The organism is Akkermansia sp. NBRC 115031 (genome assembly GCF_030268505.1).
In the GTDB taxonomy this organism is placed as follows: domain Bacteria; phylum Verrucomicrobiota; class Verrucomicrobiia; order Verrucomicrobiales; family Akkermansiaceae; genus Akkermansia; species Akkermansia massiliensis.
Map to the genome: position 1 here is coordinate 13,975 of NZ_BSQU01000012.1, position 23,716 is coordinate 37,690.

The following is a 23,716-nucleotide window of genomic DNA, read 5'->3' on the forward strand; positions in this document are numbered from 1 at the left end:
ACATCTTAGAAACCACGTTTTAGGAAACCGCCACCATCAATTACTTCATTGTTCCTCCATCTTAGATGGGGTGTACTGGTCAGATGTGCCTATGCCATTTGGAAGAGGATGATGTGAAGTAAGGCCTCCGCCATCTCCTTGCAGAAGTATCCTCTTGAGATGAATAAAGAATGCACTTTAATACCAGCCACGGACTTGTACATACGGATATCCGAAAAATGTCGACTTCAAACTGGACTATACTTTTGACATTGTTTCTATATCTCGAAGGATTTATTAAAACTATATTATTAATATTTTAGTGTATTTTTTTGTTGAGATGAAAATAAAGAATTATATGTTAGTATTGCTTCTTTAATACCTTCATCTTTCAATTTTAACAAGGACATTAGTGCACCTTGATGTTCTTTTTGGATAAGATTTTTTAATATTCTACAGGCAGATTTATATCTCTTTTTTTCTATTTGTGAACATGCTATTTTATAAAGAGAAGATGTATGATTATAACTTGCAGCATGCCTATGCCATTTTTCTGCTTCTTCTTCATCCTTTGAAACGATAATTCCTTCCGAGTAAAAAAGAGACAGCATGAACATAGCTTCTATGGATCCTTTTTTTACGGCTTCATAAAAGAATGTGTAAGATTTGGAATAATTTTTTTCTACAAAATCATTATTATCAAAATATAATAATCCAAGTTCGTATAAAGCCTCAGCATTTCCAGAGTTTGCTGCTTTATTATATAAATATAATATATGATCGGTTATGTCTTGATATCCATCATAAAATTTTGCATCATTTTTATAAATATTAATAAGTGGCATGATTGCATCATTATTTCCTAATTTTAAAGCATTTTTATAACATTTTATAGAAGTTAAATAATCATATTTATAAGATTCATATATTTTACCCAAAAAATACCATGTTTTTCCTGTATCTTTGCGATGGGATATTATTGAGTATAGTTCTGTTAGACTCTTATTATATAGTTTATTAATTATGTTCTTAATTTTCGAGTCATTTTTTTCCAAAAAAATATTTTTAGGATCTTGATAAATTTCAGCAAGTGTTATTAACGCCATGATATTATCAGGTTCATATTCGATTACTTTCTTTAAAATTGACTCCGCTTTTTTTGTGTAGGATGGATCGTTTATAAACGGATTTAAATACCAAAGAGCAAGCGTTGTTTTTTGGTAAGTTTGATGGTCAGCAATATTTCTTGATAGATAATTTGCTGCCGTTTCACAAGCTGTTCTATATTCATAACCAGGGAGTATTACTTTCGCAAAAGTCATATAGATTTCAAATAAATCTATAAATTGTCTATCAGAATAAGGATATGTTAAAACATCTGGTATATATTTTTCAGTAATTATTCGAGAAAAATAAAATTTGTTTTCTTCACAATATTGTTTTGCTAAATATGTCGTGACTAAAGTAAAAATAAAGCTAGGAACTTTTTGTTCATTATAAATATTCCATAATAAGGATTTAGCAAAATTTCTATAAAATGGATCTCCAGATTTTAATAGAGCACAAGCATAATAGGCAGAACATATTGGATTGTTAAATTCCATAGATTTTTCCGCTAAAGGTAAAAAGTGCACTTCCGGTAATTTGTTATCCCAATGAATTTCTAATAAGTATCCATACGCTTCTGAAATTACTTCAAAATTTTCAGTATTTATAGGATGATTTACTACTTTCGTAAAGTAAACATCTGGTCTACTTTTTTTATCATTTATTTTAAAAATAGGTTCATATTCTAATAATCTACTCTCTGAATAATCAGGTTTAGCAGTTAAACCGAATTGTTCGTTGGAGTCAATAAAGACTGAGTCTTGGAGTTCTTTATGATACCAATATTTTCCAAGTTTTAATTGTGCGAAAATGTTGTTTTTATTTGCTGCTTTTAACCAATATGTTAAAGCTTTTTCTTCTTCTTTTTTTTCATAAATACATCCTAAATAGTAAGATGCATTGGTATTACCGTTTGATTCTGCTTCACTTAAAAATTCTATAGCTTTTTTTTCATCTATAGGAGTAAATATTCCTTTATAATATAAAAGTCCAAGTTCATATTGGGCTTCTTCACAGTTATTTGCACTTGCTAAATGAAACCATTTAAGAGCATTTTTATCATTTTTGTTTTTGAGTATATAAGCCATTTGTAATGCTGCATTAGAATTTCCTTGCGAAGCAGCGATATTTAAGCCTATCAATGAAGAATTTTCTTTTCTAAAATCATATTCAAAATAATACCATAAAGGTATTGCAGCAATAATTAAAATAGCAATAAATAATGATATTTTTATATATTTTAGTAAAATATTATTAATTTTTCCATCTAATAGATGACGTGTGTTAATAAAGAAGCACGAAAAAAATGTTATTAGAGCTATAACTATATATGTATTTTTTATTGATTTTTCTAAATTTTCAAAAGGCTCTATAAAAAATGCTACTAACGAGATTATTATTTGTAGAAATAACAAAATTATATAAATGCTCGATTCGGTGTTATTGTTTTTTTTATTTTTTTCAGGAACTATTTGATTTGTATTTATTTTTTTAGATTTTGTTTTTCTCATATTATAAAATATTGAAATTTTAAATTAATTTTTGTTTCGATATTGTGATTTTTTGCATTTAATGTTTTGAGAAAAATTTCTTTATATTTTATTATTCAAAACTGGCGGAGAGAGTGGGATTCGAACCCACGGTGGGTTGCCCCACGGCGGTTTTCAAGACCGCTGCATTAAACCGCTCTGCCATCTCTCCATGCAACAAGCGCGGGCATAAGCTACCGTGAAGAAGGCGGCTCTGTAAAGCCCTATTCACGTCTGCCCGCAGGTTTGCGGAGATGGCATGAGAGCTTGTGCTTCATGAAATTTTGGGTTGCCGGGGGAAGACACTTCCTCCCTGAACAGGAGAGGAATGTGGAGACCGGTAGTGCATTTTACGCTGGGAATCAATGGGAATTTGGGCTGGGTATTGCCGGTGGGGGCTGTATAATGCCGGGCATGAAAGGTTCCCGCATTCTTGTTCTGACCGGACCCGGCAAGGGAAAGACGACTTCCGCTTTCGGCATGGCCCTGCGCGCTTTGGGGCATGGCGGCAAGGTGGCTGTGGTTCAGTTTATCAAGCACGACGGTTCCTATGGGGAAGTGGTGGCCCTCCGGCAGTTTCCGAATGCGGAGGTGGTGTGTTCCGGAGCAGGATTTACGGGGCGCGCCAGGGATGAAGAGTCCCGCGAACGCCATGCTTCCGCCGCCCGGGACGGCTGGCGGCAGGCCCGGCAGAGGCTGGAGGACGAGGCCATGGGAACCGTGATTCTGGACGAGATTTTTTACCCCCTGAATTACGGCTTCATTCCCGTTGCGGAAGTCGTGGATGCTTTGAAGAAAATTACCCCCGGAAAGGTTGTCGTCCTGACAGGCCGGGATGCCCCGGAGGAAATTATCGCCGTGGCTGATACCGTGAGCCGGATTGAATGCGTCAGGCATGCCTTTCAACAGGGAATCAAGGCTCAGAGGAGTGTTGAGTTTTAAAATATTCTCTTTTGAAAACTCTTGGGTAAAGCTGTTTTCCGCCGTCGGAATTCCCGCTCTTCATTCCTGCGTCACCCTGAATTCCCGCGGTAGCTGGCCCATGAGCTCCAGGGCGCATTCCCGGGGCGTGGCTTCCGATGTGTCTATGGAGAAGTCATGCGGAAAGTGCTGGTGAATGCTTCCGTGCTGACGCTCCGCATGGGCCGGGTCCGGAGTCCGGTCGGTACGGTTCCGCTCGCGTTCCAGCAGAATGTCCTCCCGGCAGTCCACCTTGATGAGGGCGCAGGGAATGCCGCTCAGGCGGTTCAGCAGGTCCCGGATCCAGCGGGCGGATTCTCCAATGACATGGTCCACAATGACCAGGGCGCCTTTCCGCGCGGCCTCCGCAATGGCGGCGTGGAAGGACTCGATGAAGGGGAGTCCGGTTTCCCTGACGGCATCCAGGGCGTTTTCATGCCTTCCCCGGCTCATGGCCAGGTAGTCGTCCATGGAAAAAATCATGGAATCCTCCTCCATGAGGCGGTGCAGGGTCCGGGCCAGCGTGCTTTTCCCCGCGCTGGAGGCCCCGTTGAGCAGGATGACGCGTCCCTGCCGCGGCTGGGGCGGTTGCGGCTGGTCACGGTTTTCCTGTCCCCAGTACAGGTGGATGTAGCCGGCCTTCACGTTGCCGTTCGCCACGCCTTCCGCGCTCAGGCTTCCATCCTTGCCCCTGACCGTGTAAAGGGGCGGGTAGGGGCGGTTCAGTTTAATGGAGGACCAGTGGAACTCATGGCCGCGGATGCGGGTGAAATGCTGGCCGAACGGAGCTTCCGTTTCCATCACGGCTTCCCGGTACCCCAGGGAACGGAGTTTTTCCCCCATCCGCGCTGTCCCGTCAATAACTCCGCACATGTTCCTGCTTGTCCCGTCCGGAAGCGTCAGTTCCCTGCACAGGTACATGTACCCGCCGCATTCGGCAAAAATTTCTCCGCCGTTCCGGGCAAATTCCAGGATGGCGTTCCGCATGGCCTCATTGCGTTCCAGGCGGCCCGCGAAGGTTTCCGGATAGCCGCCTCCCAGGTAAAGGGCCCTGGTTCCTTCCGGCAGGGCGGTGTCTTCCAGCGGAGAAAAGCAGGTGATTTCCCAGCCTGCCTGCCTCAGCCGTTCCAGGTTGTCCTCATAGTAAAAGCAGAAGGCGTTGTCCCGTGCCACGGCCAGGCGCCCGCGGGAATGGGCGGACGGAACGGAGGCCTTCAGGGGAGCGGGGCGGGGAGTTTCCGTGATGTCCATCAGCAGTTCCCAGTTGACGTGCTTTTCCACCGCTTCCGCCAGCCGGCGGAACCAGGATTGCTGCCGTGCTTCCTCTTCTGCGGGAACCAGGCCCAGCTGCCGTTCCGGGAGTGCCCATTCCGCGTTTCTGGGCAGCGCAGCCACCAGCGGCGGCATGCCGTGATGGGCCAGCGCCCGGCGCAGAAGGTCCGCGTGCGTGGCGCTCCCCACGCCGTTGGCAATGACTCCCGCGACGTTCAGGCCGGGATGGTGCTGGGAAAAACCGCGGACGACGGCGGCAATGGAGCCCGCCATGCCGCGCGCCTGAACCACCAGCAGGACGGGCAGGCCGAGCGTGAGGGCGCAGTCCGCCGTGCTTCCTTCCAGGCTTTCAGGCGTCCGGGCGTCAAAGAGGCCCATGACCCCCTCGCAAATGGCGATGTCCGCACAGGAGGCGTGCCGCGCCCATTGGGACCGCACCCCGTTTTTCCCCATCATCCACGTATCCAGATTGAAGGAAGGCAATCCCGTCGCTTGCCGGTGGAAGGAGGGGTCAATGTAGTCCGGGCCGCACTTGAAGGCCTGCACGCGTAATCTCCGGGCGGAGAGCGCCGCCATCAGGGCGAGGGATACCGTGGTTTTGCCGCCGCCGGACTGGGTGGAGGCAATGCAGAAGGCGTGAAAAGGCTTATTCATGGGAAACAGGCAAATTCTGCGGATGCTGTCTTTCCGGATCAGGTCAGGATATGCCGTACTTGTCGGCGTAGCCCCTCCGTTCAAAGAGCACGTCTCCGTCCCTGATGGTCCGGGGGCCTCCCAGGAGCACCAGCGTGGACATGTCCACGTCCTCCAGCGGGAATTCGTCCAGCGTGCCCACCCATTTCTGCTGGGCGGGGCGTCCGGCGTGCTTCACGTAGGCGCACAGGGTTTGGCCGCCGCGTTTGTTCCGGAAGATATTCAGGGCCTCCTCCAGCAGGTGGCGGCGCTTGCGCCCGGCGGGGTTGTAAAGCACCACCGGGAGGGCCGTCCCGGCGCCTTGTTCCAGGTTGGCCCTGATCTCCTCCGCAGGCACCAGAAGATCGGACAGGCTCAGCAGGCAGAAGCCGTTCTGGAGGGGCGCCCCCAGGGCGGAGGCGGAGATATTGGCCGCCGTAATTCCCGGCAGCACGTCAATGCCGACGGTGGAAAAGCGTTCATTTTCCTTCCGCAGTTCATAGAGCAGCCCCGCCATGGCCAGGATGCCGGGATCCCCGGAACAGACCATGCAGACGTTTTCTCCCGCCAGCGCCGCTTCCAGCGCGGCCATGCAGCGTGGCACTTCCCCCATCATTCCGGTCTGGATCATTTTTTTCCCGTGAATGCGTTCCCGGATGAAATCCAGGTACTTGGTGTAGCCGGCAATGCAGCCGCACCGGTCGATGGCCGCCGCCGCTTCCGGCGTGAGCTGGCCCGGCGCTCCGGACCCCAGCCCGATGACGATGACATTTCCCGTTCCCTGGCGTTCCGTGTCCCGGCTGCCGTGCGGGCACGCCGCCAGAGCCAGCGTGATGCTTCCGTTGCAAACGGTTTTGGGTGTCTTCAGAATTCCTCCGGAGGCCAGGATGGCGGAGGCTTCGGAAACGGAGTGCGTGCCCGTTTTTTCAAAGACGGCGTCTGACGGCGTGGGGATTTCCACTCTGTCAAGCTGTGCGGGCGTAAAAACCTGGAACGGCACTCCCCATTGTTCAGCCAGGGCCAGGATGGCCGGCTCCTGCTCCTTCAGGGTGCAGGAGGCCAGGGCTTTCAACCGGGTGCGGGAGATTCCCTCCCGGTGCAGGAATTCCTCCGCGCTTTGTTTCAACAGGCCGGGGTCCGTCCCTTTTTTACAGCCTATTCCGAGCACGAAGGAGGCGGACCGGATGGTCAGTGCAGACTCTTTCCCCCCGGTTTCCGGCGGAGCCATGTCCCAGTACACGGCGGGAATATCCGGCGTTCCCGTGGTATCCTTGCCGCCCGTTTCCGCCGGAATGACCTGGGGGCATTCCTTCCAGTACCGTTCGTAAATCTCCTGCGGACCGTGGAAGAGGATGTCGTCTCCGGCCAGCAGGGCGGCGTTCAGGGTTTTAATGGCGTCCGGATTGAGAACGCGGGCTTGTTCCCTGGCCGCCGCTTCGTCAAAGGCGGTCATTCCCCGCGTATCCGTGGCGGTGGTGATGACGGCTTCCCCTCCGCTGATGCGGGCCAGCCTGCGCGCCAGGCGGTTGCCGCCGCCCAGGTGCCCGGAGAGCAGGGGAATGAGGTGGGAGCCGGATTCAGAGCAGGAGACCACCGCCGGGTCCGTGGCCTTGTCCCGGAGCAGGGGTGCGGTTTTCCTGACGGCGATGCCCGTGGCCCCCACAAAGACGTGGGCGTCAAACTGGTTCCACTGCCGGGCCAGAAGCTGGTCAAAATCTTCCGGCTTCACCCGGTTCACGCCTTCTTCCTTCCCATTCCTGCCTACGGAGTAAATAGCGGTTTTTCCCAGGGACTGGGATATTTCCGCCGCCTTCCGGGCGCCCTTGGCCGTGAAGGCGTAAAAGGCGCAGCTTCCGTTGAACCGTTCGTCTTCCTTCTCATTACGGTAGCCGTGGCTGAATTGGCCGTGATAGAGCAGGGACTGCCCGCAGTCGTGCGCGCCGATGGCGTCACCCACCAGGATGAGGGCCTGCCTGCCGATGCCCGCGCGTGCCGTTTCCGCCGCAATGGTGGACAGCGTGCCGCGGATGATCTTTTCATCCGGCCAGGTGGCGCGGTACACCACTGCCGCCGCCGTATCGGGGGATTTACCGGCGGAGATGAGCCGTGCGGCCAGTTCATCCAGCTTCCCCGCGCTGAGGAAGAACGCCAGCGTGGCGCCCGTCTTGGCAAAGGCCTCGCAGGCTTCCCCGGAGGGCATGGGCGTTCTGCCCGGGGTACGCGTCAGTACCAGGCTCTGGGCAATTCCGGGATAGGTCAGTTCTGTGCGCAGGACCGCGGCGGCGGCAAAAACGCTGCTGACTCCCGGCACCACGATGGATTCAATGCCCTTCTTGTCAAGCAGGTCGAATTGCTCCGCGATGGCTCCGTACATGGACGGGTCCCCCGTGTGGAGGCGCACCACCTTCTTTCCTTCCAGCACCCCGCGGGCCATGACCTCCACCTGTTCCTCCAGGTTCATTTTGGCGCTGTCATGAAGTTCCGCTTCCGGGCGGCAGCGTTTGAGGTGCCCCGGATTGACCAGGGAGCCGGCGTAGACGACCACGTCCGCCTCCTTCAGGAGGGCGGCGCCTCGTTCTGTAATCAGGTCTTCGGCTCCGGGGCCGGCTCCTATGAAGTGGATGGGAAAACGGGCGGTATTCATGCGCGGGAATAGGTGAAAAGGGTGATGCGGTTGCCGTGCCGCAGGTGGTGGTAGGTTCCGGCAATGGGAAATTCGGAGGCTATGTCCAGGGAGAACATGCCCGTGCGGGCGGCGGCGTTCCAGCCGTAAAGCAGGTGCTCGCTTTCCGTGGTCACGGCGGAGGCTACCAAAAGGCCGCTGGGGTTCAGGGCGTCAAAACACGCCTGGAGGATGGATTCAAGGGCGGCGCCCCCGCCTCCCAGGAAAACGCGGTCGGGTGCGGGCAGGGCAGCCAGGGCTTCCGGCGCTTCTCCCTGCATGCAGGCGTAATTCACGCACCCCAGCTTCCGGCAGTTCCGGCGGATCAGTTCCAGGCGGGACGCCTGCCGTTCCAGCCCGTACACGGAAAGCCCGGGGCGCAGGGCGGCGGCTTCCAGGCCGATGGAGCCGCTTCCGGCTCCCACGTCCCACAGCACGCCCCAGGCAGGGAGGCGCAGCTTGGACAGGATGACGGCGCGCACTTCCTCCGCGGTAATCAGGTTGTTCTCCTTTTCATAAAAATCCGCCGGCAGTCCCAGCGGCAGAATGGGGGCGGCTCCGGAACGTTCGTCCGGCAGCAGCAGGAGCATGGAGGTGGGGGCGCATTCCTCCCGGGCCAGTTCTGCCAGGGTTCCTTGCAGAATGCGCTCGTCAGCCATTCCCAGGCATTGGGCCGCCACGGCGGAACGCCCCGCCGCTGACGGATGGAACTCCATGGCCGCCGCGGCCAGGCGGCAGGCGGTGAAGGGATGGCCACCGTAGATGACGGCGAGCGGCTGGGCCAGAATTTCCCCCCACGGAATATATTCCGTGCTGTGCGCGCTGAAGCAGCGTGCGCGGTCCCACGCCATGCCCAGGCGGTGGAACAGGGCCTGGAAGGACGTGGGGGCGGGGACGAATTCCAGCCGGTCTCCGTCACAAGCCAGGGATTGGAGCGTGCCGCCCATGCCGTGGAACAGGGCGTCTCCGGAGGCCAGCACCACCACGTTGTTGCCGTGCCGTGCTTCTTCCAGGGCTTCCCGCGCCTGTTCCCGCGCGTTTTTGCCGATGGGGATGCGCCGGGCGTCGGAAGGGGGACAGGCTTCCAGCAGGGCGGAGGAGGCGTAAATGCTCTGTGCCTCTGCCAGTTTGCCAAGCAGGGCCGGGGACGGTTGAAGCGGACCTGTGCCGCAGGAAAAAACAGTCAGGGGTGGCATGGAGGTATGTCGAGAAGGAGGTTGCCGGAAAAGCCGGAAATCAGGAAACGGACGGGAAGGCCGGGCACGTGGCGCTGGAACTGGCGCTGCGCTTCCGCGGCGAGGTCGCGGTAAATGGAAAGGTGGGCCTCTTCCGGCGTCAGGGCGAGCGCCTGGCGGACGGAAGAACAGGCCAGGATGCCCCGGCGCGCTTCCCCGGAAAGCGGCGCATGGCGTTCCGCCGTGCGGAGAAAGAGCGGCATGTCCTGGGCCACCTTGTGGGCGTGGGTGTTGGCAAATCCGGCGGCGTACTTGCAGAGCTTGCCCGGCATGCAGGCCACTACGGCTTCCGTCATGCCCTGTTCACCTGCGCTCTGAAGGCTTTCCGCAATGAAATCCCCAATGCAGATGAAGGAAATGGAGGGGTATTCCGGCAGAAGGGTCTTCGCCAGCGCGGCGGTGCGCCCCCCGGTGCAGAACACGGCCTTCCTGAAGCCGGAAAGCCGGGTAGAGCGCACGCAGATGCGGATGGTGGCGATGTAGGCTTCATGGCTGTACGGGCGAACGATGCCGCTGGTGCCCAGAATGGAGATGCCCCCCACCACGCCAAGCAGGGGATTGAGCGTTTTCCCGGCGAGCTTTTCCCCGTCCCGCACGGAGATTTCCGCCAGCCAGCACCCTTCCCGCATGCCGGCGCGTGCCAGGTTGTCTGCAATCATGCGCCGCGGTCCGTGGTTGATGGCCCATTTGTGCTGCTCGCAGTCCAGGCCCGGCAGCGTGCACAGGCCTATGCCTCCGCCGGAGCGCAGGATGAGGAGGGCCCGGCCAATGGGCAGGAGATAATCTTCCCGGGCGGCCTGCTCCGGCACGGCTGCGCTTACGCGCGCTTCCAGCACGGCTCCATGGGTGCAGTCCGGGTCGTCCCCGCCGTCCTTGACGATGCGGGCGAACCCCGGCGCGCAGTCTGCCAGCGGAAGCGTTCTCGTCTCCCCGTCCGGGAAAAGCAGGGGAAGCGGTCCGTTGATTTCTTCCCCGTTCAGCGTTTTCCATGCGGCCGTGATGGCGGCGGCGGCATTGGCTCCTGTGGAAAATCCTTTCCGGAGCGGCTGGCGGAGGGGGGCGGACATGGATGGGGGACGGCTTTTTGGAATGCGGAAAACTTAGGAGGCGGGCAGGTTTTCCAGAATGGCGTGCAGGGTGGTCACGGCCAGGGCGCTCCCGCCGCGCCGCCCGTCCAGGACAATCTGCGGGACAGGGCACGTTCCGGCCAGCAGCTTGGATTCCACGACGTTGACGAAGCCCACCGGCATGCCTACGATCAGGGCGGGCCTGATGCCTTCCTCCAGCGCGTACCGGGCGATGCGGGCCAGGGAAAGGGGAGCGTTCCCGATGAGGACGATGGCTCCGTCCAGGATGGGGCGCGCTTTTTCCGCGGCGCAGATGGCGCGTGTCCTGCCTGTGGATTTGGCCTGTTCCGCAATGTCGGCATCGGAAATATGGCAGTGGATGTCCTCCCGTGCGTAGCCGGGATGGGCGCGCCTCAGCCGTTCCACGGAAAGTCCGGCGCGGATCATGTTGGAATCGCAAAAGATGGGGCAGTGCCTGTGGAGCGCCTCCAGGGCGGAGGGAATGGGATCATGGCGGAATGCCAGCCCCTCGCCGATGGAAAGGTCCGCCGTGGTGTGGATGAGCCGCCGCATGACCTTCCATTCGGCAGGCGGCAGCTCTTCCCAGCCGTGGAACTCTCGTTCAATGGCGGCAAAGCTCTCCGCCTCAATGGCGGCGGGGGGCATGTCCCAGCGGATGTTAAATTCAGAGGTCATGAGAAGTCAGTGGGTATAGTGGATGAAAAGTCCCGTCAGGGCAATCAGAAGGATGGCCCCGATCATGCGGGAAAGCTGCATGACCACCACGATGGTCAGGGCGTCCCGCGTGGGGAAGATGCCCATGGCGGAGGGAAGGTTGCGCCGCAGGGCGCGGATGGGGTTGCCGATGGCGCTGGCTACCAGCATGGCCAGCAGAATCTGGGAGGAGGTGACCATGCCGTGGCTGCGGAGGTTGGCGGCCACCCCTGCGGCCTGGACCAGGCCGCCCATCTGCGCGGCGACGATGCTCATGAGCTCTGCGGGAAAAATGCGGTTCACCCAGTCCGGCACATGTTCCTCCCACCAGGAAAACAGGCCGTTTTTCATCAGCCACTCCACGCCGATCATCAGGGGAACCGTCAGGCAGAGCATCCGGAAAACAAGCGCCAGCACCCGCAGGCACGTCTGGCGTAGGGATGTGCGCCATTCCGGGGAGGCGTGTCCCGCGGCGGCCACGGCACCGGCATTCCCGGAATCCGGCACGGCGGCGGGGCTCTTCCTGCGGTGGAGGAACAGCACGGCCGCTATGAACAGGAAGCCGAAGCCCATCTGCCACCCGAAGTAGCAGATGGCGGGCAGCCCCACCGCGCCGATGACCGGATACGCCACCCGCAGGGAGTGGGAGACGTAGGAAAGGTAGCTGTTCACCATGCCGCCCGCAATTAGGTTGGAATGAGTAATTTTGCCTTCTGCGTGGCTGCTCACCAGCATGCCGTTGGCGGCGGCATTGGAATAAAGCGCCGTGGGGATGGACAGGCTGATGATTTCCGGCAGGTGGGCCCAGCGGGCCAGTCCGCCGAACAGCTTGCCCAGGGCAAGATGCCAGCGGAAGATTTCAGCAATGCCGCCGATGAAGGCCGCCACGGCCACCAGGCCGATCAGGCTGCCAATCTGGGGAAGGCGCGCCAGAATTTTTCCCGCGCCTGTCTCCGGAACCTGGGTGTTCCGGGAATGATGGCTCTTTTTGGGCGGCGGGGCAGGGCTGGAAGCGGCGGCTTCCGTCTTTTCCCCTCCCGCCTGCGTTTCCCGGGTGGATTCCCCGGCAGGCTTCATGGCTGTGCGGGCTTTTCCCGATCCCCCGGCGCCCATGCCGGCGGGCATGTGGACCACCATGACTCCGGAGGCTGCCAGGGCCAGCGCCAGCCAGAGCCAGCGGAGGGGCCGGCGCCAGGGATAGGTGCGGGAGTGCCTGGTGCCGTTCATGCCTTCTTGACGAACATCAGGGAAAGGTATTCTTCCGGCCTTGCGTCAATGACGTGGATGTCGTCCGTAATAAACTCGTCGGGCATGCCGAGCCTTTCCCCGTAAATGACGCGGATGTCCTTTTCCCGCCGGATGCGCTCCATCAGGCGCGCGCGGCTGCGGTAGGTCTTCATGAGAACGGTGGTGGTTCCGGGCGGGAACTCCAGGGAATCCGCCATCTCCGGCTTGAAGGCGGGAATGACCCGGAGCCGTTCCCCGTTTTCCACCAGTATTTGGCGGCTGCGGGCCGCCAGGGTGCAGAAGGAGGTGACGCCCGGCACCACTTCCGCGTGCAGGCCGGGATTCCGGCTGAGCAGGAGGCTCAGAATATAGCCGAAGGTGCTGTAGGTCATGGCGTCTCCCAGCGTGGCAAAGGCGCAGTCCAGGCCGCGGGAAAGAACTCCCTCAATAATGGCCGTATTCTTTTCAATCTGCTCCTGCCTGGTTCTCGCGTCGCGGGACATGCTGAAAACCAGCTTGCGGAACTCTGCCTTCACGCCGCCCACGGAACGCACCACCGCTTCGGAAATGCTGAAATCGCTGTTGGGTCCGGTCACCGTAAACACCACGTCCACGGAGCGGAAGACGTTGACGGCCTTGAGCGTGAGGTATTCCGGATTTCCGGGGCCGATGCCCACCCCGTAGAACTTTCCAGGGCTGGCCATGTCAATGCGCTTGTTTGGGGGTCATGAGGTCGTCCTCCGTGGTCCGGGCATGGCGGGAAAAAACGGCGCGGATGCCCGGGTTTTCCCCCAGCCCACGCAGGTGGGTCTTGACGGTGAAGCCCTCCTTCCTGAGCATGGAAGCCCAGGAATCCTCCTCATCCCCGCCCAGGTCGTTCTTGGCGTGGTCTCCGGCCACCAGCATGAAGGGGGCCAGCCAGACGGTCTTGGCGCCGGACTTTTTAAGCTGTTCCAGAATGGGGGCCACCCCCCGCGTTCCTTCCACGGTGGCGAAAAACGCCAGGCTGTCTCGGTCGTTCAGCTCGCGGGCGAAGTCGGAAAGCACCATGTCGCAGCGTCCTTCCTGCTGGCCGTGCCCCATGAGCAGGATGGCTTCATCCTTCTTCCGTTCCGCGGGGAAATGCTCCAGAAGGGCCGTGATGGCCTCGTTCCTGTCCCGTTCGCTTTCCAGCAGGGGGCGGCCGATGAACACGTGGTCAAAGCTGTCCGGATGGCGCGCCAGGAAACTGACGATCTGCCTCTCCATCCGGGAAAACTCCTCGCCGGGGGCGATGTGAAGGGACTGGACGCGCAATGTGCGTATGCCTTTGCGGGCCATCTGTTCCAGATTTTCCTCCACGGAGGGAACGGGGGTTCCGCGTCCGGCAAGCTTCTTGCGGATAATGCTTGAAGTGTAGCTCCACTTCAGGCGGTCCGGGGCATAATGGGCCAGCATGTCCTTCTCCAGCTCCTTGTAGGAGACGGTAGCGTCCTGGTGGCTGGTCCCGAAGGCCACGAGAAGAAGCCCTTCCTGCCGTGACGGCGCCGCCTGTTCCGCCGGGGCGGGGGACGCTTCCTCCCTGCATGGGGCGGCGGAAAGCACGGGCAGGGAAAACAGGGTGAGTCCTGCAAGAAAAACGGAGGAAAGGGGCAGGAATGCCCCCGGCACGTAAGAGGATGCTTCAATCATGCGTTGATGAGGTATGGTGAACCGAAGCAAGGATATTCGGACTCCGGGTCTCCAACCTCCCCCTCGCCTTCACCCTCCGGAATGGGAGGACTGGCTGACCGGAACGCTGGCGGAAAAGCGTTCCTTGAGGGTTTGTAACCCGATACCGCAGCGCGACTGTTTCCGGTTCTCACGGAATTCCCCGTTGCTTCGGCGTGTTTAATGGCGTTTTTAGCCGTCACTGTCAATGTTTATTAGAACGCCGCCGAATTTCCGGAGACTGGGAAAAAATGTGCGTGGACGGGTAAAAACCGCCTTTTGGCCGTTCCTGCGCCTGCTTTTGGAAAAAATGCAGGGTTCCGGATGCGGAAGCGGTGGAAGACGGGGCATTCCGGGGTGCAGAAATCCCGGCGGAAAAGAGAGGGAGGAAGCGGCCCATTCCGTACCGTGCCGGGGCTTTCCAATCCGGTGGGCCGCAGGCCGGAGTTTGCTGCTTGCAGAAGGCGGGGCAGGTATGAGAGCATGGAGCATGGCTTCTTCCCCGGATGTTGTAGAATATATCTGTTTCCAGCTCCGGCATGCCGGGGAGATTTCCTTCAAAAAAATGTTTGGGGAATACGGCCTGTACTGTGACCGGAAATATTTCGGCCTGGTATGTGACAACCAATTATTTGTCAAAATCACGGAGCCGGGCCTGAAGCTGCTTCCGCAGCAGGAGCAGGGCAGTCCCTATCCCGGCGCCAGGCCGCATTTCCTGATGACGGAACTGGATGATGACCGGGCTCTCTCCTCCTTTGTCCGGGCAACCTGTTCCGTTCTCTCCGCTCCGGATGTCTTATCCGGAAAGAAGAAAAAAGCTTCCGGAGAAAAAAGAAACAGGCGTCCGTAAACGCCTGTTTGTTCCGGATGAAATGCCGTTCGGCTGAAAGGCTTATTTATCTTCCGGAGCCTCTGGCACAGCCAGGGAAGAAAGGCTCTTTTTCAGATTGCCCGCAACGGTCTGCGTGGCTTCATTGTCGGACTCCGCGAATTTGTCCACGGCCTGCGCCAGGGACTTAAGGTCGGATTCCGAAACCTTGCGGCCTTTCGCCTTCCGCTGTTCCAGGGCGGAAATCTTCTTGTTGAGGTCGGCCAGCTTCGGCAGGTCCTTGTTCGCCTTCAGAGTCGCCAGCGGTTCGTCGAACTCCTTGACGGAGGGGACCGCCGTCTTGAGGCGCGTGATGGCCGTCACCGCTTCCAGCGGGTTGGACTGGATCTGGGCCTGCACCATGTCCTTGGCGTCTCCCAGCCATTCGTCAAAAGCGGCGCAGACGGCCTGGGCCTCCTCGTCGTCCGTTTTCTTCCGCAGGGGCGTGATCTTGGACTCGATGTTGCTGCCGTTGGAAACGACTGTCTTGGCCAGGGACTTGTACTTGTCCAGCTCCACGCCTTCCAGGATGGGAAGGCCGCGTTCCACCTTCATCACCTCCTTTTTCACCAGGTCGTAAAGCTGGGTGGGATGCCCCTTGGCCACCACCTTTCCGTTGGCCCCGATCAGCACCGCATGCGGCAGGCCGCCCGGGCAGGAGGCCGCCGGAATATCCAGCCCCTGATAGACGGGGAAGGTAATCTTCTTTTCCTCCAGGAACTGCTTCACCCTGGGGGCCAGCCCCTGGCGGTGGCTGCCAACCACGGTGAAACCCTTGGACTGGAATTTGTCCTGCAATTCCTGCAAATGCGGCATGCTGGCGATGCAGGGCGGGCAGTTGATGCCCCAGTATTCAAAAAACACCACCTTCCCCTTCAGGTCGGAAGCCTTGATTCTCGGCCCGTGGAGGTGGCTGCCTTCGTCAAAGGATGGGTAGGTGACTTTGGCGCCGTTCCCGTTGTCCGCCGCGTGGAGGAAAGCCGGGGCCGTCATGGCGGCAATGGAGCCGGACAAAATGAGGGCAGTAAAGGTTTTCATAGGATGGATGATGCAGAATCCCGCATTGAGTGTCAAGAAGGAAGCTCGCGCCCCGCGCTGCCTTCTCCGGTTGTTTCCTCGGCTGTCCCGCCTGTTCTGTTTCGACGGGCTGCGCACTTCCGGTCCGGGGAAGCCCGGCGGCCCGTTCCCGTGGGAAAAACGCTTCAGGCAATATCCAGCCCCATGATGTAATCCGTCATGTAATAACCGTGGCCGATGTGGAAATCCCCGCGTTCCAGTTCCCGCATCCCCATGCGCCGGTAAAACTCCACCGCCCGGGTATTATAGCGGTTCACGTTCAGGCGCATCAGGCACGGTTCCGGGTGGATGCTCCTGATGTAGCTGACGGCCTGGCGGAACAGGTAGCTGCCGATGTGCAGCCCCTGGAAGCCGGGCAGAACATAAATTTTCTGCAAGTGGAAGACGCCGGGGCCTTCCGGCTGGACGGACAGGTAGCCGCAGTCCTCCCCCTGGTGGGAGGCGATGAAATACACGTGCCCTTCCTCCATCTGCTTCTCCAGATTGGCGGGGGAATACATCCAGTCCATCATGAAATCCATCTGCTCCTGGGAAAGGAGGTCCCGGTAAGTGGCCGGAAAAGCCTGGAGGGCCAGTTCATGAATCAGCATGATGTCGTCCTTGGCGGCTTGGCGGAGTGTTGGCATGGCGGGAATATTACACGGAAAAGCCCCGGATGAAAAGGGCCTCTTCCACGTTCCCGGCGGAATTTTCCGTCCATGGCCCACTTTCCCCTCCCTATTCCGCCGGGGACGCCGTATGCTGGATGACACAGGCTTTTTTGACGGAAACCGGGGGGAAATCCTGTCTGTATTGTGAACCCTGCATGCATGCCAAATCATGAGAGAACCCATTCCCATACAACAATGGCTCCCCGCGGGGCCGCTGAGGGACATGGGTGAAAAATACGTGAGCGGCCTTCCGGACGTGGCGCAGAACCCCATCGGCCCGGAATCCCTCATGCACCAGTCCGACCACTCCTGGACGGAATACCTGGTGGCCTACTCCCTGCTGTATCCGTGGGTGGTGATCGCGCTGGGCCTCCTGGGCGGGCTGGCCCTGGGGGCCTACTACCTTTTTTGCCGCCGCCGGGAATACGACCACCGCATTTTCTGCTCCAAATGCGGCACCATGATGTACCCGTGCGGCCTGCACTGCCCCAAGTGCGGCACGCCCAATCCCAAACCCCGCGCCCTGAACTGGATTGGCTATTCCAGGCTGCGCACCGTGATTCCGTCCACCGGATGGAAAAGGCATGAGGAAGTCCTCCGCAGCTACCGGCGGTGCTTCTACTGCGGCCAGCCGCTCCATGAGCCTACGCTGAACCAGCGCTGCCCCGCCTGCGGAAAGGCGGTGCTCCAGGGGGAACAATCCGTGGACCAGTATGATGCGTATGTTGGGCGCCGCAGGGGCTGGACCTTTGCGGCCGTGGTCGTGCTGGGCATCATTCCCATCCTGGGGCCGCTGCTGGCCTCCTCCCTGTACAAGAGGACGCTCATCAACCCGTATTCCCTGTACATGACCGTATTCAGGGAAAGCTTCCTGATGGTGGTGCTCTTCCTGTGCCGCCATCTGTTCCGCCTGCTGCCGTTCATCGGAATCATCGGCATGCCCGTCCTCTGCGTGACGGAATACCACCTGTACCGGCGCATGTTCCTGTGGAAGACGGAGAAATATGACTTCGGCGAGAAGTAGGGGTGGCCTCCGGGCGGGAGCGTCTTCCCGGGGCGGCCTTTCCGGTGCATCCACGGGAAATGATGGGCTGCGGGATTGACTTGGAATCCGGGCCACGTACCTTTCCTCCATGCAGATGCGTTATGTCCTCTTGCCCTTCCTGGGAGCCCTTTGCCTGGCCCTGGCCGCCTGTTCCGTCACATACGGCAACAAATCCGTGGCGTCCCCGGAAGTATACGGCAGGCTGGCGCCGGGAAAATCCTCCAAGGCGGACGTTTACGACGCGCTGGGCCAGCCCTCCGACGTGGTGACCATGAAAAACGGCGTCTTGTGGACCTACCGCTACCGCAAGGCTAAAAACGACTTCCTGGGCAATATTCCCCTCTTTGGCGTCGGCCTGATTGCCGGAGGGAAAAACGGAGACGTTTATACGGTGCTGGCCCTGTTTGACCGGCAGGGCGTGCTGGCCTCCCGTTCGGCGGCGCGGCAGAAGCTGTACACCTCCAATCTGGCCTCCCTGAAACGCTCCCTGGACGTCATGATGGAGGGCGAATCGTCACACCGGCGGGTGGAAATGGAGATGAAAAAGATAGGCCGCCCCTTTGACCCCTCTGCGGCCAAGGATGCGGACCTGCTGGAAAAGTCTCTTGATTAACGGCCTGCGGGCTTTCTCTTCCTTATTGTATCAAGTATGACAAGGAATCGTTTTTTTCTAATGGACTAAACTTACTGTATACAGTAAGTAGGCGGCGTTCCCCGAAGGGAGACGGCAGGGACTCTTCCTGAATTCCTCCGCTCCCGGTGGAGCAAACCCTATAGAAAAATAGAATGAAAATGAAAAGAAAACTGGCATTGGTTCTGGCGAAGGCTTTCTCCGGAAAGTCCGTGCCGGAAAAGAAACGGGAAAAAGAGGTAAAGGCCTCCAGGAAACTGGAAGCATGGCTGAAGGCTTCCAGAATGCGGTCCTTCTAGGAAAGGCCCGCTGACGGAAAAGGCGGATTCGGGCGCTGGCCGCCCGGTTCGCGGGGAGGGACGGGGAGAAAAAATTGAGTCTCCCTTTTTTCATCGTACCATAAAACGATGAAGCGCGTGAATGGGACGATGGGGACGGCTGGGTCCTTTGGGACGGAGAGGGAAGGGAGGACAGATGGATGACGGGCGTTTACTGCCTAAGGGAGGCGGCTACAGACGGCTTCTTTCATTCCGCAAGGCCCAAATCATTTACGATTTGACGGTAGCTTTCTGCAGACGCTACTTGAGTCGTGATGCGCGTACTACTGACCAGATGGTGCAGGCGGCGCGTTCCGGCAAGCAGAATATTGCGGAGGGGAGCATGGCTTCCGTCACTTCCCGTGAAACGGAAATCAAGCTGACCAATGTAGCCCGGGCCAGCTTGGAAGAGCTTCTGCTGGACTATGAAGATTATTTGCGTACGCGCGGGTTGAGGCTATGGGATAAGGATTCTCCCGAATCTCTGTTGATGCGGAAGGCCTCCCTGCGGCATGACCATTCGGAATGGTTTTTTAATCTGGCTCATTCCAGAAACGATGAAGTGTTCGCGAATATGGCGGTTTGTCTGATTCATCAGGCCGCTTTTCTCTTGAAAAAACAATTGAATGTACTGGAAGAACGGTTTTTGCAGGAGGGAGGCTTAAGGGAGAGAATGACCCGGCTGCGGAAGCAGAGGAGAAAGTCGGGAAGCTCGTAAAAGCAATTGTCTCACCGGTCTCATTCGTCCCAATGGTCCTCCCGGGCAATTTCCGGGCTGGGTTGCGGGTCAAAAGATATGTCTTCATGACAGTTGCGCCTTGACTACGGCGTTGGAATGTCCGTTCATCTGGGCAGACATGACCATACCCGGAATTCTTGAAGAAAAGTTGTCCGCCGCGTTGAAAGCGGTGTTGGGGGAGGAGCTTCCCGCTGATTTTTGCGCCAGTGTGACGCCGTCCGCGGATTTGCGGTTCGGGGACTATCAGAGCAACGCCGCCATGGTGCTTGCCAAGCGGTGCCGCACGAATCCCCGCGCTCTGGCCCAGCAGGTGGTGGACCGGATGGGGCAGGACGGCGTCTGTTCCCTGGAAATCGCCGGACCCGGGTTCATCAACTTCCGCATCAAGCCGGAATTTTACGCCGCGCGCCTGCTGGCCATGCTGGCGGACGACCGTCTGGGGGTGGAGAAGGTGCAGGACCCCAAAACCATCGTCATTGACTTTTCCGCGCCCAACGTCGCCAAGCCGATGCACGTGGGCCACATCCGTTCCACCATCATCGGGGACGCCCTCTCCCGCGTGGCCCGCTTTGTGGGGCACAACGTGATTACGGACAACCACATCGGGGATTGGGGCACCCAGTTCGGCATGATCCTGTGGGGCTGGAAGAACATCTTGGACGAACAGGCCCTGGCCGCCAACCCCATTGACGAACTGCTGCGGGTGTACAAGGACGTGAACCTGATGTGCAAGGAAAAGCCGGAGCTGCTGGACACCTGCAAGGCGGAGCTGGTGAAGCTCCAGGCCGGGGACGGGGAAAACCTGGCGATCTGGAAGCGCTGCGTGGAAGTCTCCAAATCCGGCCTTTCCAAAATCTACGGCCAGCTTGACATCCACTTTGACTACTGGCTGGGGGAAAGCTTTTACAATGACGCCCTGGCCCCGCTGGTGGACGGCATGATCGCCGCCGGAATGGCCCGTGAGAGCGACGGCGCCATCTGCGTGTTTTCCGACGGCTCCGTGCCGCCCAATGAAGACCCCTTCCTGGTGCAGGACAAGGGGGAATGGCGCGCCAACCCCTGCATCATCCGCAAGGCGGACGGCGGCTTCCTGTACGCCACCACGGACCTCGCGACGCTGGACCACCGCATCAGGACGTGGGGGGCGGATTCCATCTGGTACGTGGTGGGCTCCCCCCAGGCCCTGCATTTCCGGCAGATTTTCTCCACGCAGCGCCGCCGCGGCATGGACGGGGACTACCGCCACATCGCCTTCGGCTCCATCCTGGGGGACGACCGCAAGCCTTTTAAAACCCGCTCCGGGGATACCGTCTCCCTCCAGGACGTGCTGGATGAAGCCATTGAACGCGCCGCCCGCGTGGTGGAGGAAAAGAGCCCGGACATGCCGGAGGAGGAAAAAAAGCGCGTGGCGGAAGTCGTGGGCATAGGAGCCGTAAAATTTGCGGAGCTCTCCCAGAACCGAATGACGGATTACGTCTTCAACTGGGACAAAATGCTGGCCCTCCAGGGGGACACGGCCCCGTACCTCCAGAACTCCTATGTGCGCGTCCGTTCCATCTTCCGCAAGCTGGACGGCAGCCCGCTGGACTGGTCCGCCCCCATTCAGCTTTCAGAAGATGCGGAAATGCATCTGGCGCGGCTCCTGGCCCGGTACGGGGAAGTGGTGCCGCAGGTTCTGGACGACTGCCGCCCGAACGTGCTGGCCGCCTACCTCTTTGACCTGGCCCGGGCCTTCCACTCCTTCTATGAGGCGTGCCCGGTCCTGAAATCGGAAGGGGCTGTGCGGCACTCCCGCCTGGCCCTGTGCGAGCTGACGGCCCGCACCCTCAAGCACGGGCTGGGCCTGCTGGGCATCCAGCTTCCGGACAGAATGTAACCGTTTCTTCCTTATGAACGCCTCTTTCCGCCATGTCCTGCTGGCCGCCGCCATGGCGGGATTCTGTTCCGCTGCTGGGGGCGGGGAACACGGGTACTGGATGAGCAGCCCGTCCCTGAACGGCTGGCGGGAGGCTGTCTTCCGCGCCGGCGTTCCGGCACAGCCTGCCGTGCTGCCGCCCGGCGTGGAGCCGATGATGGTGGGCTCCTCCTCTCCTGCCGCGCAAATGCTGGTGCTGGAAGGAATGACGCATCTGCTCACCTTCGGGGACATGCGTGCTTTCCGGAAATTTGACGCCGCGCTCCGGCTGGACCCGGACTGCCTCATGGCCCACTGGGGCAGGTGCATGAGCCTGATGGGCGCCGGACCCGCTTTTCAGGACCAGCGCGTCCATTCCATGAAGCGCATGAAGGAGCTGGCGCTGCGTCCGGACTGTCCGGAACAGGAACGCGCTTATGCGGACGCCCTGGCCGTGCTGCTGATGAACGGCCCCGTAAAGGCGCAGGAAGCGTGGAAAACCATCTGCTCCACCTGGAAGCGCGACCCTTACGCACCCCTCTTTTACGCCATGCTCCTGCGGGACGGCTTTGACGGGCACGGCAACCCCGGAGAGGGGCAGAAAGAGGCCGTCCGCGTGGTGGACGCCGTCCTGAAAGAACGCCCCGGCTCCCAGGCCGCCCTGTTCATGCGCGCTCTGCTGGAGGAAGTGGCTCCCGTCATTTCCCCGGAAACGGTGGAAACTGCCCGCAAGGCCGTGGCCGCCAACCCCTTCTCCGCGTCCGCCCATCATCTGCTGGGCCATTGCCTGTTCCGCACGGGAGACTATGAAGGGGCATGCGCCGCCTTCAAGGACTCTGAAAACCTGTGCCTGGCCTGGGAAAAGGCGGAAAACGTTCCCCCCGCGCTGGATGACGCCTGGTTCCGCTCCATCCTTTACCGGGCCGTTTCTGAATTCTGCGCCGGACATTACAGGCAGGCGAACGCCGTCGCCGCCCGCGCCGCTTCCGTTCCCCTGGACAAAAAGCATCCGCTGGCCCCCGGCACCCTCCTGCAAATATGGGAGGCCAGGACACTGCCCGCGCGCCTGATGCTGGCCCGGCCTGACCTGCCCGCGCAGGCTCTTGTGCTCAAGGCTTCTCCGGGACCGCTGCCCAAGGGATTTCCGGATTTGAGCAACGGCATGGCGGCAGTGGTCACCCAATACATGGGCGCCTGTTACTCTGCCAGGCAGGGCAGGCCGGGCGCCGTGGCGTCCGCCTTTGACAAACTGTCCGGCGTTCTGCGCCTGCTCATGGAAGGCGCGGACGCCGCCCGGCGGCAGATGAGCGTCTCCTACTGGGCTCGCTGCCTCCAGATGGGAAGCCTGTATTCCTCTGAAATCCGCTCCCTCATGTTCCCGGACTCCGCCAGCGTCTGGATGTCCGAGGCCATCGGGAGCCAGCGCTTCTCCTCCCTGCTGCTGCCCCCCGTGGTGCCGTACCCCGCGGAATGGAAGCTGGCCCGCGCCTATCTGAAGGCCGGGAAATACCGGGAATGCGCGGACATGTGCGAACAGGCGCTCAAACGCTTCCCGAACCATGCCGGAGTGCTGGACACGTTGAAACAAGCCCGCGCCGCCGGAAAATAATCCATCCTGCCATCCTGCCGTTTCTCATGGAACGGACTGGAGACTAGACGGGAAAGGGACTGGGATGAATAAAAGCTTTGGAAAGGCGAACAACATGGATATTTACGAAAGACTGAAAAACGGAGAACCGATCAACACCCGGGAATCCAGGGAATTCAAGGAAATACTGTGGCCGGAAACGGTGAGAAGCCGCACGCTTTGCCAGAAAATCAATTCGCTCCCACCGTTTGACGGGGAAGTGCGGGCACTCGTGAATGAACTCTTTGAGGGCAGGTTCCCGGAATCCTCCAACATCTCTCCCCCCTTCCAGATTGACCGCGGACACTGCGTCTCGGTGGGCGAGCGCGTATTCATCAATGAAGGCCTGGACGTGATGGCCGCGGGAAGCGTCACGATAGAAGATGACGTGCTGATCGGGCCGCAGGTCTCCATACTGACGTCCAATCATGATGCCGGCAACTTGTTCATCTTGAAAAATAAGCCTGTAGTGATAAAAAAAGGGGCGTGGATCTGTTCCAGGGCGGTTCTCTGTCCCGGCGTCACGGTGGGTGAAGGGGCTGTCGTAGGCGCCGGCTCCGTCGTAACGAAGGATGTCGGTCCGCATACCCTGGTAGGCGGGAACCCCGCAGCATTCATTAAAAATATTGGCTCTGTCACAACAAATGGTTGATTTTTGACGAGAAATAGCGTATAATAATAGTAAGAAACAGTACCACCGAAGGAGGTAATTGGATATGCCTACTATCAAAGACGCATTAGATATTATCGGTAAG

The 23,716-nt window shown here is 57.9% G+C and carries 20 protein-coding genes, 1 tRNA gene and 1 riboswitch; of the genes, 9 read left to right on the forward strand and 12 right to left on the reverse strand.

Going from position 1 to position 23,716, the window contains the following annotated elements; all coding sequences use genetic code 11:
• Positions 1 to 290: 290 nt before the first annotated feature.
• Both QSJ36_RS12615 and QSJ36_RS12620 read right to left on the reverse strand, forming a co-directional pair.
• Positions 291 to 2,597 carry a tetratricopeptide repeat protein gene (locus QSJ36_RS12615; RefSeq protein WP_285468777.1) on the reverse strand — a complete coding sequence of 769 codons (2,307 nt, stop codon included), beginning with the start codon at positions 2,595 to 2,597 and terminating at the stop codon, positions 291 to 293.
• Between the two features lie 102 nt (positions 2,598 to 2,699).
• Positions 2,700 to 2,787: transfer RNA gene (locus QSJ36_RS12620), tRNA-Ser, on the reverse strand.
• Positions 2,788 to 3,029: 242 nt separating this feature from the next.
• On the opposite strand from QSJ36_RS12620, the gene cobO reads away from it, so the two are divergent.
• Positions 3,030 to 3,557: a cob(I)yrinic acid a,c-diamide adenosyltransferase gene (gene cobO / locus QSJ36_RS12625; protein WP_285468778.1), complete on the forward strand. Its 528-nt coding sequence runs from the start codon at positions 3,030 to 3,032 to the stop codon at positions 3,555 to 3,557.
• Between the two features lie 60 nt (positions 3,558 to 3,617).
• Here the strand turns inward: cobO and QSJ36_RS12630 are convergent, their stop codons facing one another.
• Genes QSJ36_RS12630 through QSJ36_RS12665 form a run of 8 tightly spaced genes read right to left on the reverse strand, consistent with a single transcriptional unit; the run spans position 3,618 to position 14,095 of the window.
• The gene (locus QSJ36_RS12630) at positions 3,618 to 5,501 is read right to left on the reverse strand and encodes a cobyrinate a,c-diamide synthase (RefSeq protein WP_285468779.1); all 1,884 of its coding nucleotides are present in this window, start codon (positions 5,499 to 5,501) and stop codon (positions 3,618 to 3,620) included.
• A 43-nt stretch (positions 5,502 to 5,544) separates the two neighbouring features.
• On the reverse strand, positions 5,545 to 8,163 hold the full coding sequence (cobM, locus tag QSJ36_RS12635; RefSeq protein ID WP_285468780.1) for a precorrin-4 C(11)-methyltransferase: 2,619 nt from the start codon (positions 8,161 to 8,163) through the stop codon (positions 5,545 to 5,547).
• The gene (cbiT, locus tag QSJ36_RS12640) at positions 8,160 to 9,377 is read right to left on the reverse strand and encodes a precorrin-6Y C5,15-methyltransferase (decarboxylating) subunit CbiT (RefSeq protein ID WP_285468781.1); all 1,218 of its coding nucleotides are present in this window, start codon (positions 9,375 to 9,377) and stop codon (positions 8,160 to 8,162) included. The genes cobM and cbiT overlap by 4 nt, the downstream gene beginning before the upstream one ends.
• A complete protein-coding gene (cbiD, locus tag QSJ36_RS12645; RefSeq protein ID WP_215443779.1) occupies positions 9,365 to 10,483 on the reverse strand; it encodes a cobalt-precorrin-5B (C(1))-methyltransferase CbiD in 1,119 nt (372 codons plus the stop codon). The genes cbiT and cbiD overlap by 13 nt, the downstream gene beginning before the upstream one ends.
• A gap of 33 nt (positions 10,484 to 10,516) precedes the next feature.
• Positions 10,517 to 11,179 (reverse strand): precorrin-8X methylmutase, encoded by a 663-nt coding sequence (locus tag QSJ36_RS12650; protein WP_285468782.1) that lies wholly within the window; start codon positions 11,177 to 11,179, stop codon positions 10,517 to 10,519.
• A 6-nt stretch (positions 11,180 to 11,185) separates the two neighbouring features.
• Positions 11,186 to 12,424 (reverse strand): hypothetical protein, encoded by a 1,239-nt coding sequence (locus tag QSJ36_RS12655; RefSeq protein WP_285468783.1) that lies wholly within the window; start codon positions 12,422 to 12,424, stop codon positions 11,186 to 11,188.
• Entirely contained in the window at positions 12,421 to 13,128 is a 708-nt protein-coding gene (gene cobI, locus QSJ36_RS12660; RefSeq protein ID WP_215443784.1) for a precorrin-2 C(20)-methyltransferase, read from the reverse strand. The genes QSJ36_RS12655 and cobI overlap by 4 nt, the downstream gene beginning before the upstream one ends.
• Position 13,129: 1 nt before the next feature.
• Positions 13,130 to 14,095, reverse strand: coding sequence for a sirohydrochlorin cobaltochelatase (locus QSJ36_RS12665; protein ID WP_285468784.1), 966 nt, complete (start codon positions 14,093 to 14,095; stop codon positions 13,130 to 13,132).
• 9 nt (positions 14,096 to 14,104) lie between these two features.
• Positions 14,105 to 14,310, reverse strand: a riboswitch (cobalamin riboswitch).
• A 293-nt stretch (positions 14,311 to 14,603) separates the two neighbouring features.
• Between QSJ36_RS12665 and QSJ36_RS12670 the strand changes: the two genes are divergently transcribed.
• Positions 14,604 to 14,963, forward strand: coding sequence for a TfoX/Sxy family protein (locus QSJ36_RS12670; protein WP_285468785.1), 360 nt, complete (start codon positions 14,604 to 14,606; stop codon positions 14,961 to 14,963).
• 42 nt (positions 14,964 to 15,005) lie between these two features.
• Here QSJ36_RS12670 and QSJ36_RS12675 read toward each other — a convergent pair whose 3' ends face one another.
• Positions 15,006 to 16,019 (reverse strand): TlpA disulfide reductase family protein, encoded by a 1,014-nt coding sequence (locus QSJ36_RS12675; protein ID WP_285468786.1) that lies wholly within the window; start codon positions 16,017 to 16,019, stop codon positions 15,006 to 15,008.
• Positions 16,020 to 16,183: 164 nt separating this feature from the next.
• Positions 16,184 to 16,684 (reverse strand): N-acetyltransferase, encoded by a 501-nt coding sequence (locus QSJ36_RS12680; protein WP_102721495.1) that lies wholly within the window; start codon positions 16,682 to 16,684, stop codon positions 16,184 to 16,186.
• A gap of 193 nt (positions 16,685 to 16,877) precedes the next feature.
• On the opposite strand from QSJ36_RS12680, the gene QSJ36_RS12685 reads away from it, so the two are divergent.
• The 7 genes from QSJ36_RS12685 (at position 16,878) to QSJ36_RS12715 (ending at position 23,613) form a co-directional block, all read left to right on the forward strand.
• The gene (locus tag QSJ36_RS12685; RefSeq protein WP_102721496.1) at positions 16,878 to 17,732 is read left to right on the forward strand and encodes a hypothetical protein; all 855 of its coding nucleotides are present in this window, start codon (positions 16,878 to 16,880) and stop codon (positions 17,730 to 17,732) included.
• Positions 17,733 to 17,841: 109 nt separating this feature from the next.
• Positions 17,842 to 18,366, forward strand: coding sequence for a hypothetical protein (locus QSJ36_RS12690; RefSeq protein WP_285468787.1), 525 nt, complete (start codon positions 17,842 to 17,844; stop codon positions 18,364 to 18,366).
• Between the two features lie 173 nt (positions 18,367 to 18,539).
• Positions 18,540 to 18,683 carry a hypothetical protein gene (locus QSJ36_RS12695; protein WP_022397401.1) on the forward strand — a complete coding sequence of 48 codons (144 nt, stop codon included), beginning with the start codon at positions 18,540 to 18,542 and terminating at the stop codon, positions 18,681 to 18,683.
• A gap of 175 nt (positions 18,684 to 18,858) precedes the next feature.
• Positions 18,859 to 19,419 carry a four helix bundle suffix domain-containing protein gene (locus tag QSJ36_RS12700; RefSeq protein ID WP_285468788.1) on the forward strand — a complete coding sequence of 187 codons (561 nt, stop codon included), beginning with the start codon at positions 18,859 to 18,861 and terminating at the stop codon, positions 19,417 to 19,419.
• A gap of 139 nt (positions 19,420 to 19,558) precedes the next feature.
• Positions 19,559 to 21,316, forward strand: a complete 1,758-nt coding sequence (gene argS, locus QSJ36_RS12705) for an arginine--tRNA ligase (protein ID WP_285468789.1) — start codon at positions 19,559 to 19,561, stop codon at positions 21,314 to 21,316.
• Between the two features lie 13 nt (positions 21,317 to 21,329).
• Positions 21,330 to 22,943, forward strand: coding sequence for a tetratricopeptide repeat protein (locus QSJ36_RS12710; RefSeq protein WP_285468790.1), 1,614 nt, complete (start codon positions 21,330 to 21,332; stop codon positions 22,941 to 22,943).
• A 94-nt stretch (positions 22,944 to 23,037) separates the two neighbouring features.
• Complete coding sequence (locus QSJ36_RS12715; protein WP_285468791.1) at positions 23,038 to 23,613, forward strand: DapH/DapD/GlmU-related protein; 576 nt, start codon at positions 23,038 to 23,040, stop codon at positions 23,611 to 23,613.
• Positions 23,614 to 23,716: the final 103 nt, after the last annotated feature.

What these genes read in the sequence shown, in the direction of transcription:
- QSJ36_RS12615 (WP_285468777.1), bottom strand. Translation starts at nt 2,597, where the DNA reads ATGAGAAAAACAAAATCTAAAAAAATAAATACAAATCAAATAGTTCCT.
- cobO (WP_285468778.1), top strand. Translation starts at nt 3,030, where the DNA reads ATGAAAGGTTCCCGCATTCTTGTTCTGACCGGACCCGGCAAGGGAAAG.
- QSJ36_RS12630 (WP_285468779.1), bottom strand. Translation starts at nt 5,501, where the DNA reads ATGAATAAGCCTTTTCACGCCTTCTGCATTGCCTCCACCCAGTCCGGC.
- cobM (WP_285468780.1), bottom strand. Translation starts at nt 8,163, where the DNA reads ATGAATACCGCCCGTTTTCCCATCCACTTCATAGGAGCCGGCCCCGGA.
- cbiT (WP_285468781.1), bottom strand. Translation starts at nt 9,377, where the DNA reads ATGCCACCCCTGACTGTTTTTTCCTGCGGCACAGGTCCGCTTCAACCG.
- cbiD (WP_215443779.1), bottom strand. Translation starts at nt 10,483, where the DNA reads ATGTCCGCCCCCCTCCGCCAGCCGCTCCGGAAAGGATTTTCCACAGGA.
- QSJ36_RS12650 (WP_285468782.1), bottom strand. Translation starts at nt 11,179, where the DNA reads ATGACCTCTGAATTTAACATCCGCTGGGACATGCCCCCCGCCGCCATT.
- QSJ36_RS12655 (WP_285468783.1), bottom strand. Translation starts at nt 12,424, where the DNA reads ATGAACGGCACCAGGCACTCCCGCACCTATCCCTGGCGCCGGCCCCTC.
- cobI (WP_215443784.1), bottom strand. Translation starts at nt 13,128, where the DNA reads ATGGCCAGCCCTGGAAAGTTCTACGGGGTGGGCATCGGCCCCGGAAAT.
- QSJ36_RS12665 (WP_285468784.1), bottom strand. Translation starts at nt 14,095, where the DNA reads ATGATTGAAGCATCCTCTTACGTGCCGGGGGCATTCCTGCCCCTTTCC.
- QSJ36_RS12670 (WP_285468785.1), top strand. Translation starts at nt 14,604, where the DNA reads ATGGCTTCTTCCCCGGATGTTGTAGAATATATCTGTTTCCAGCTCCGG.
- QSJ36_RS12675 (WP_285468786.1), bottom strand. Translation starts at nt 16,019, where the DNA reads ATGAAAACCTTTACTGCCCTCATTTTGTCCGGCTCCATTGCCGCCATG.
- QSJ36_RS12680 (WP_102721495.1), bottom strand. Translation starts at nt 16,684, where the DNA reads ATGCCAACACTCCGCCAAGCCGCCAAGGACGACATCATGCTGATTCAT.
- QSJ36_RS12685 (WP_102721496.1), top strand. Translation starts at nt 16,878, where the DNA reads ATGAGAGAACCCATTCCCATACAACAATGGCTCCCCGCGGGGCCGCTG.
- QSJ36_RS12690 (WP_285468787.1), top strand. Translation starts at nt 17,842, where the DNA reads ATGCAGATGCGTTATGTCCTCTTGCCCTTCCTGGGAGCCCTTTGCCTG.
- QSJ36_RS12695 (WP_022397401.1), top strand. Translation starts at nt 18,540, where the DNA reads ATGAAAATGAAAAGAAAACTGGCATTGGTTCTGGCGAAGGCTTTCTCC.
- QSJ36_RS12700 (WP_285468788.1), top strand. Translation starts at nt 18,859, where the DNA reads ATGGATGACGGGCGTTTACTGCCTAAGGGAGGCGGCTACAGACGGCTT.
- argS (WP_285468789.1), top strand. Translation starts at nt 19,559, where the DNA reads ATGACCATACCCGGAATTCTTGAAGAAAAGTTGTCCGCCGCGTTGAAA.
- QSJ36_RS12710 (WP_285468790.1), top strand. Translation starts at nt 21,330, where the DNA reads ATGAACGCCTCTTTCCGCCATGTCCTGCTGGCCGCCGCCATGGCGGGA.
- QSJ36_RS12715 (WP_285468791.1), top strand. Translation starts at nt 23,038, where the DNA reads ATGGATATTTACGAAAGACTGAAAAACGGAGAACCGATCAACACCCGG.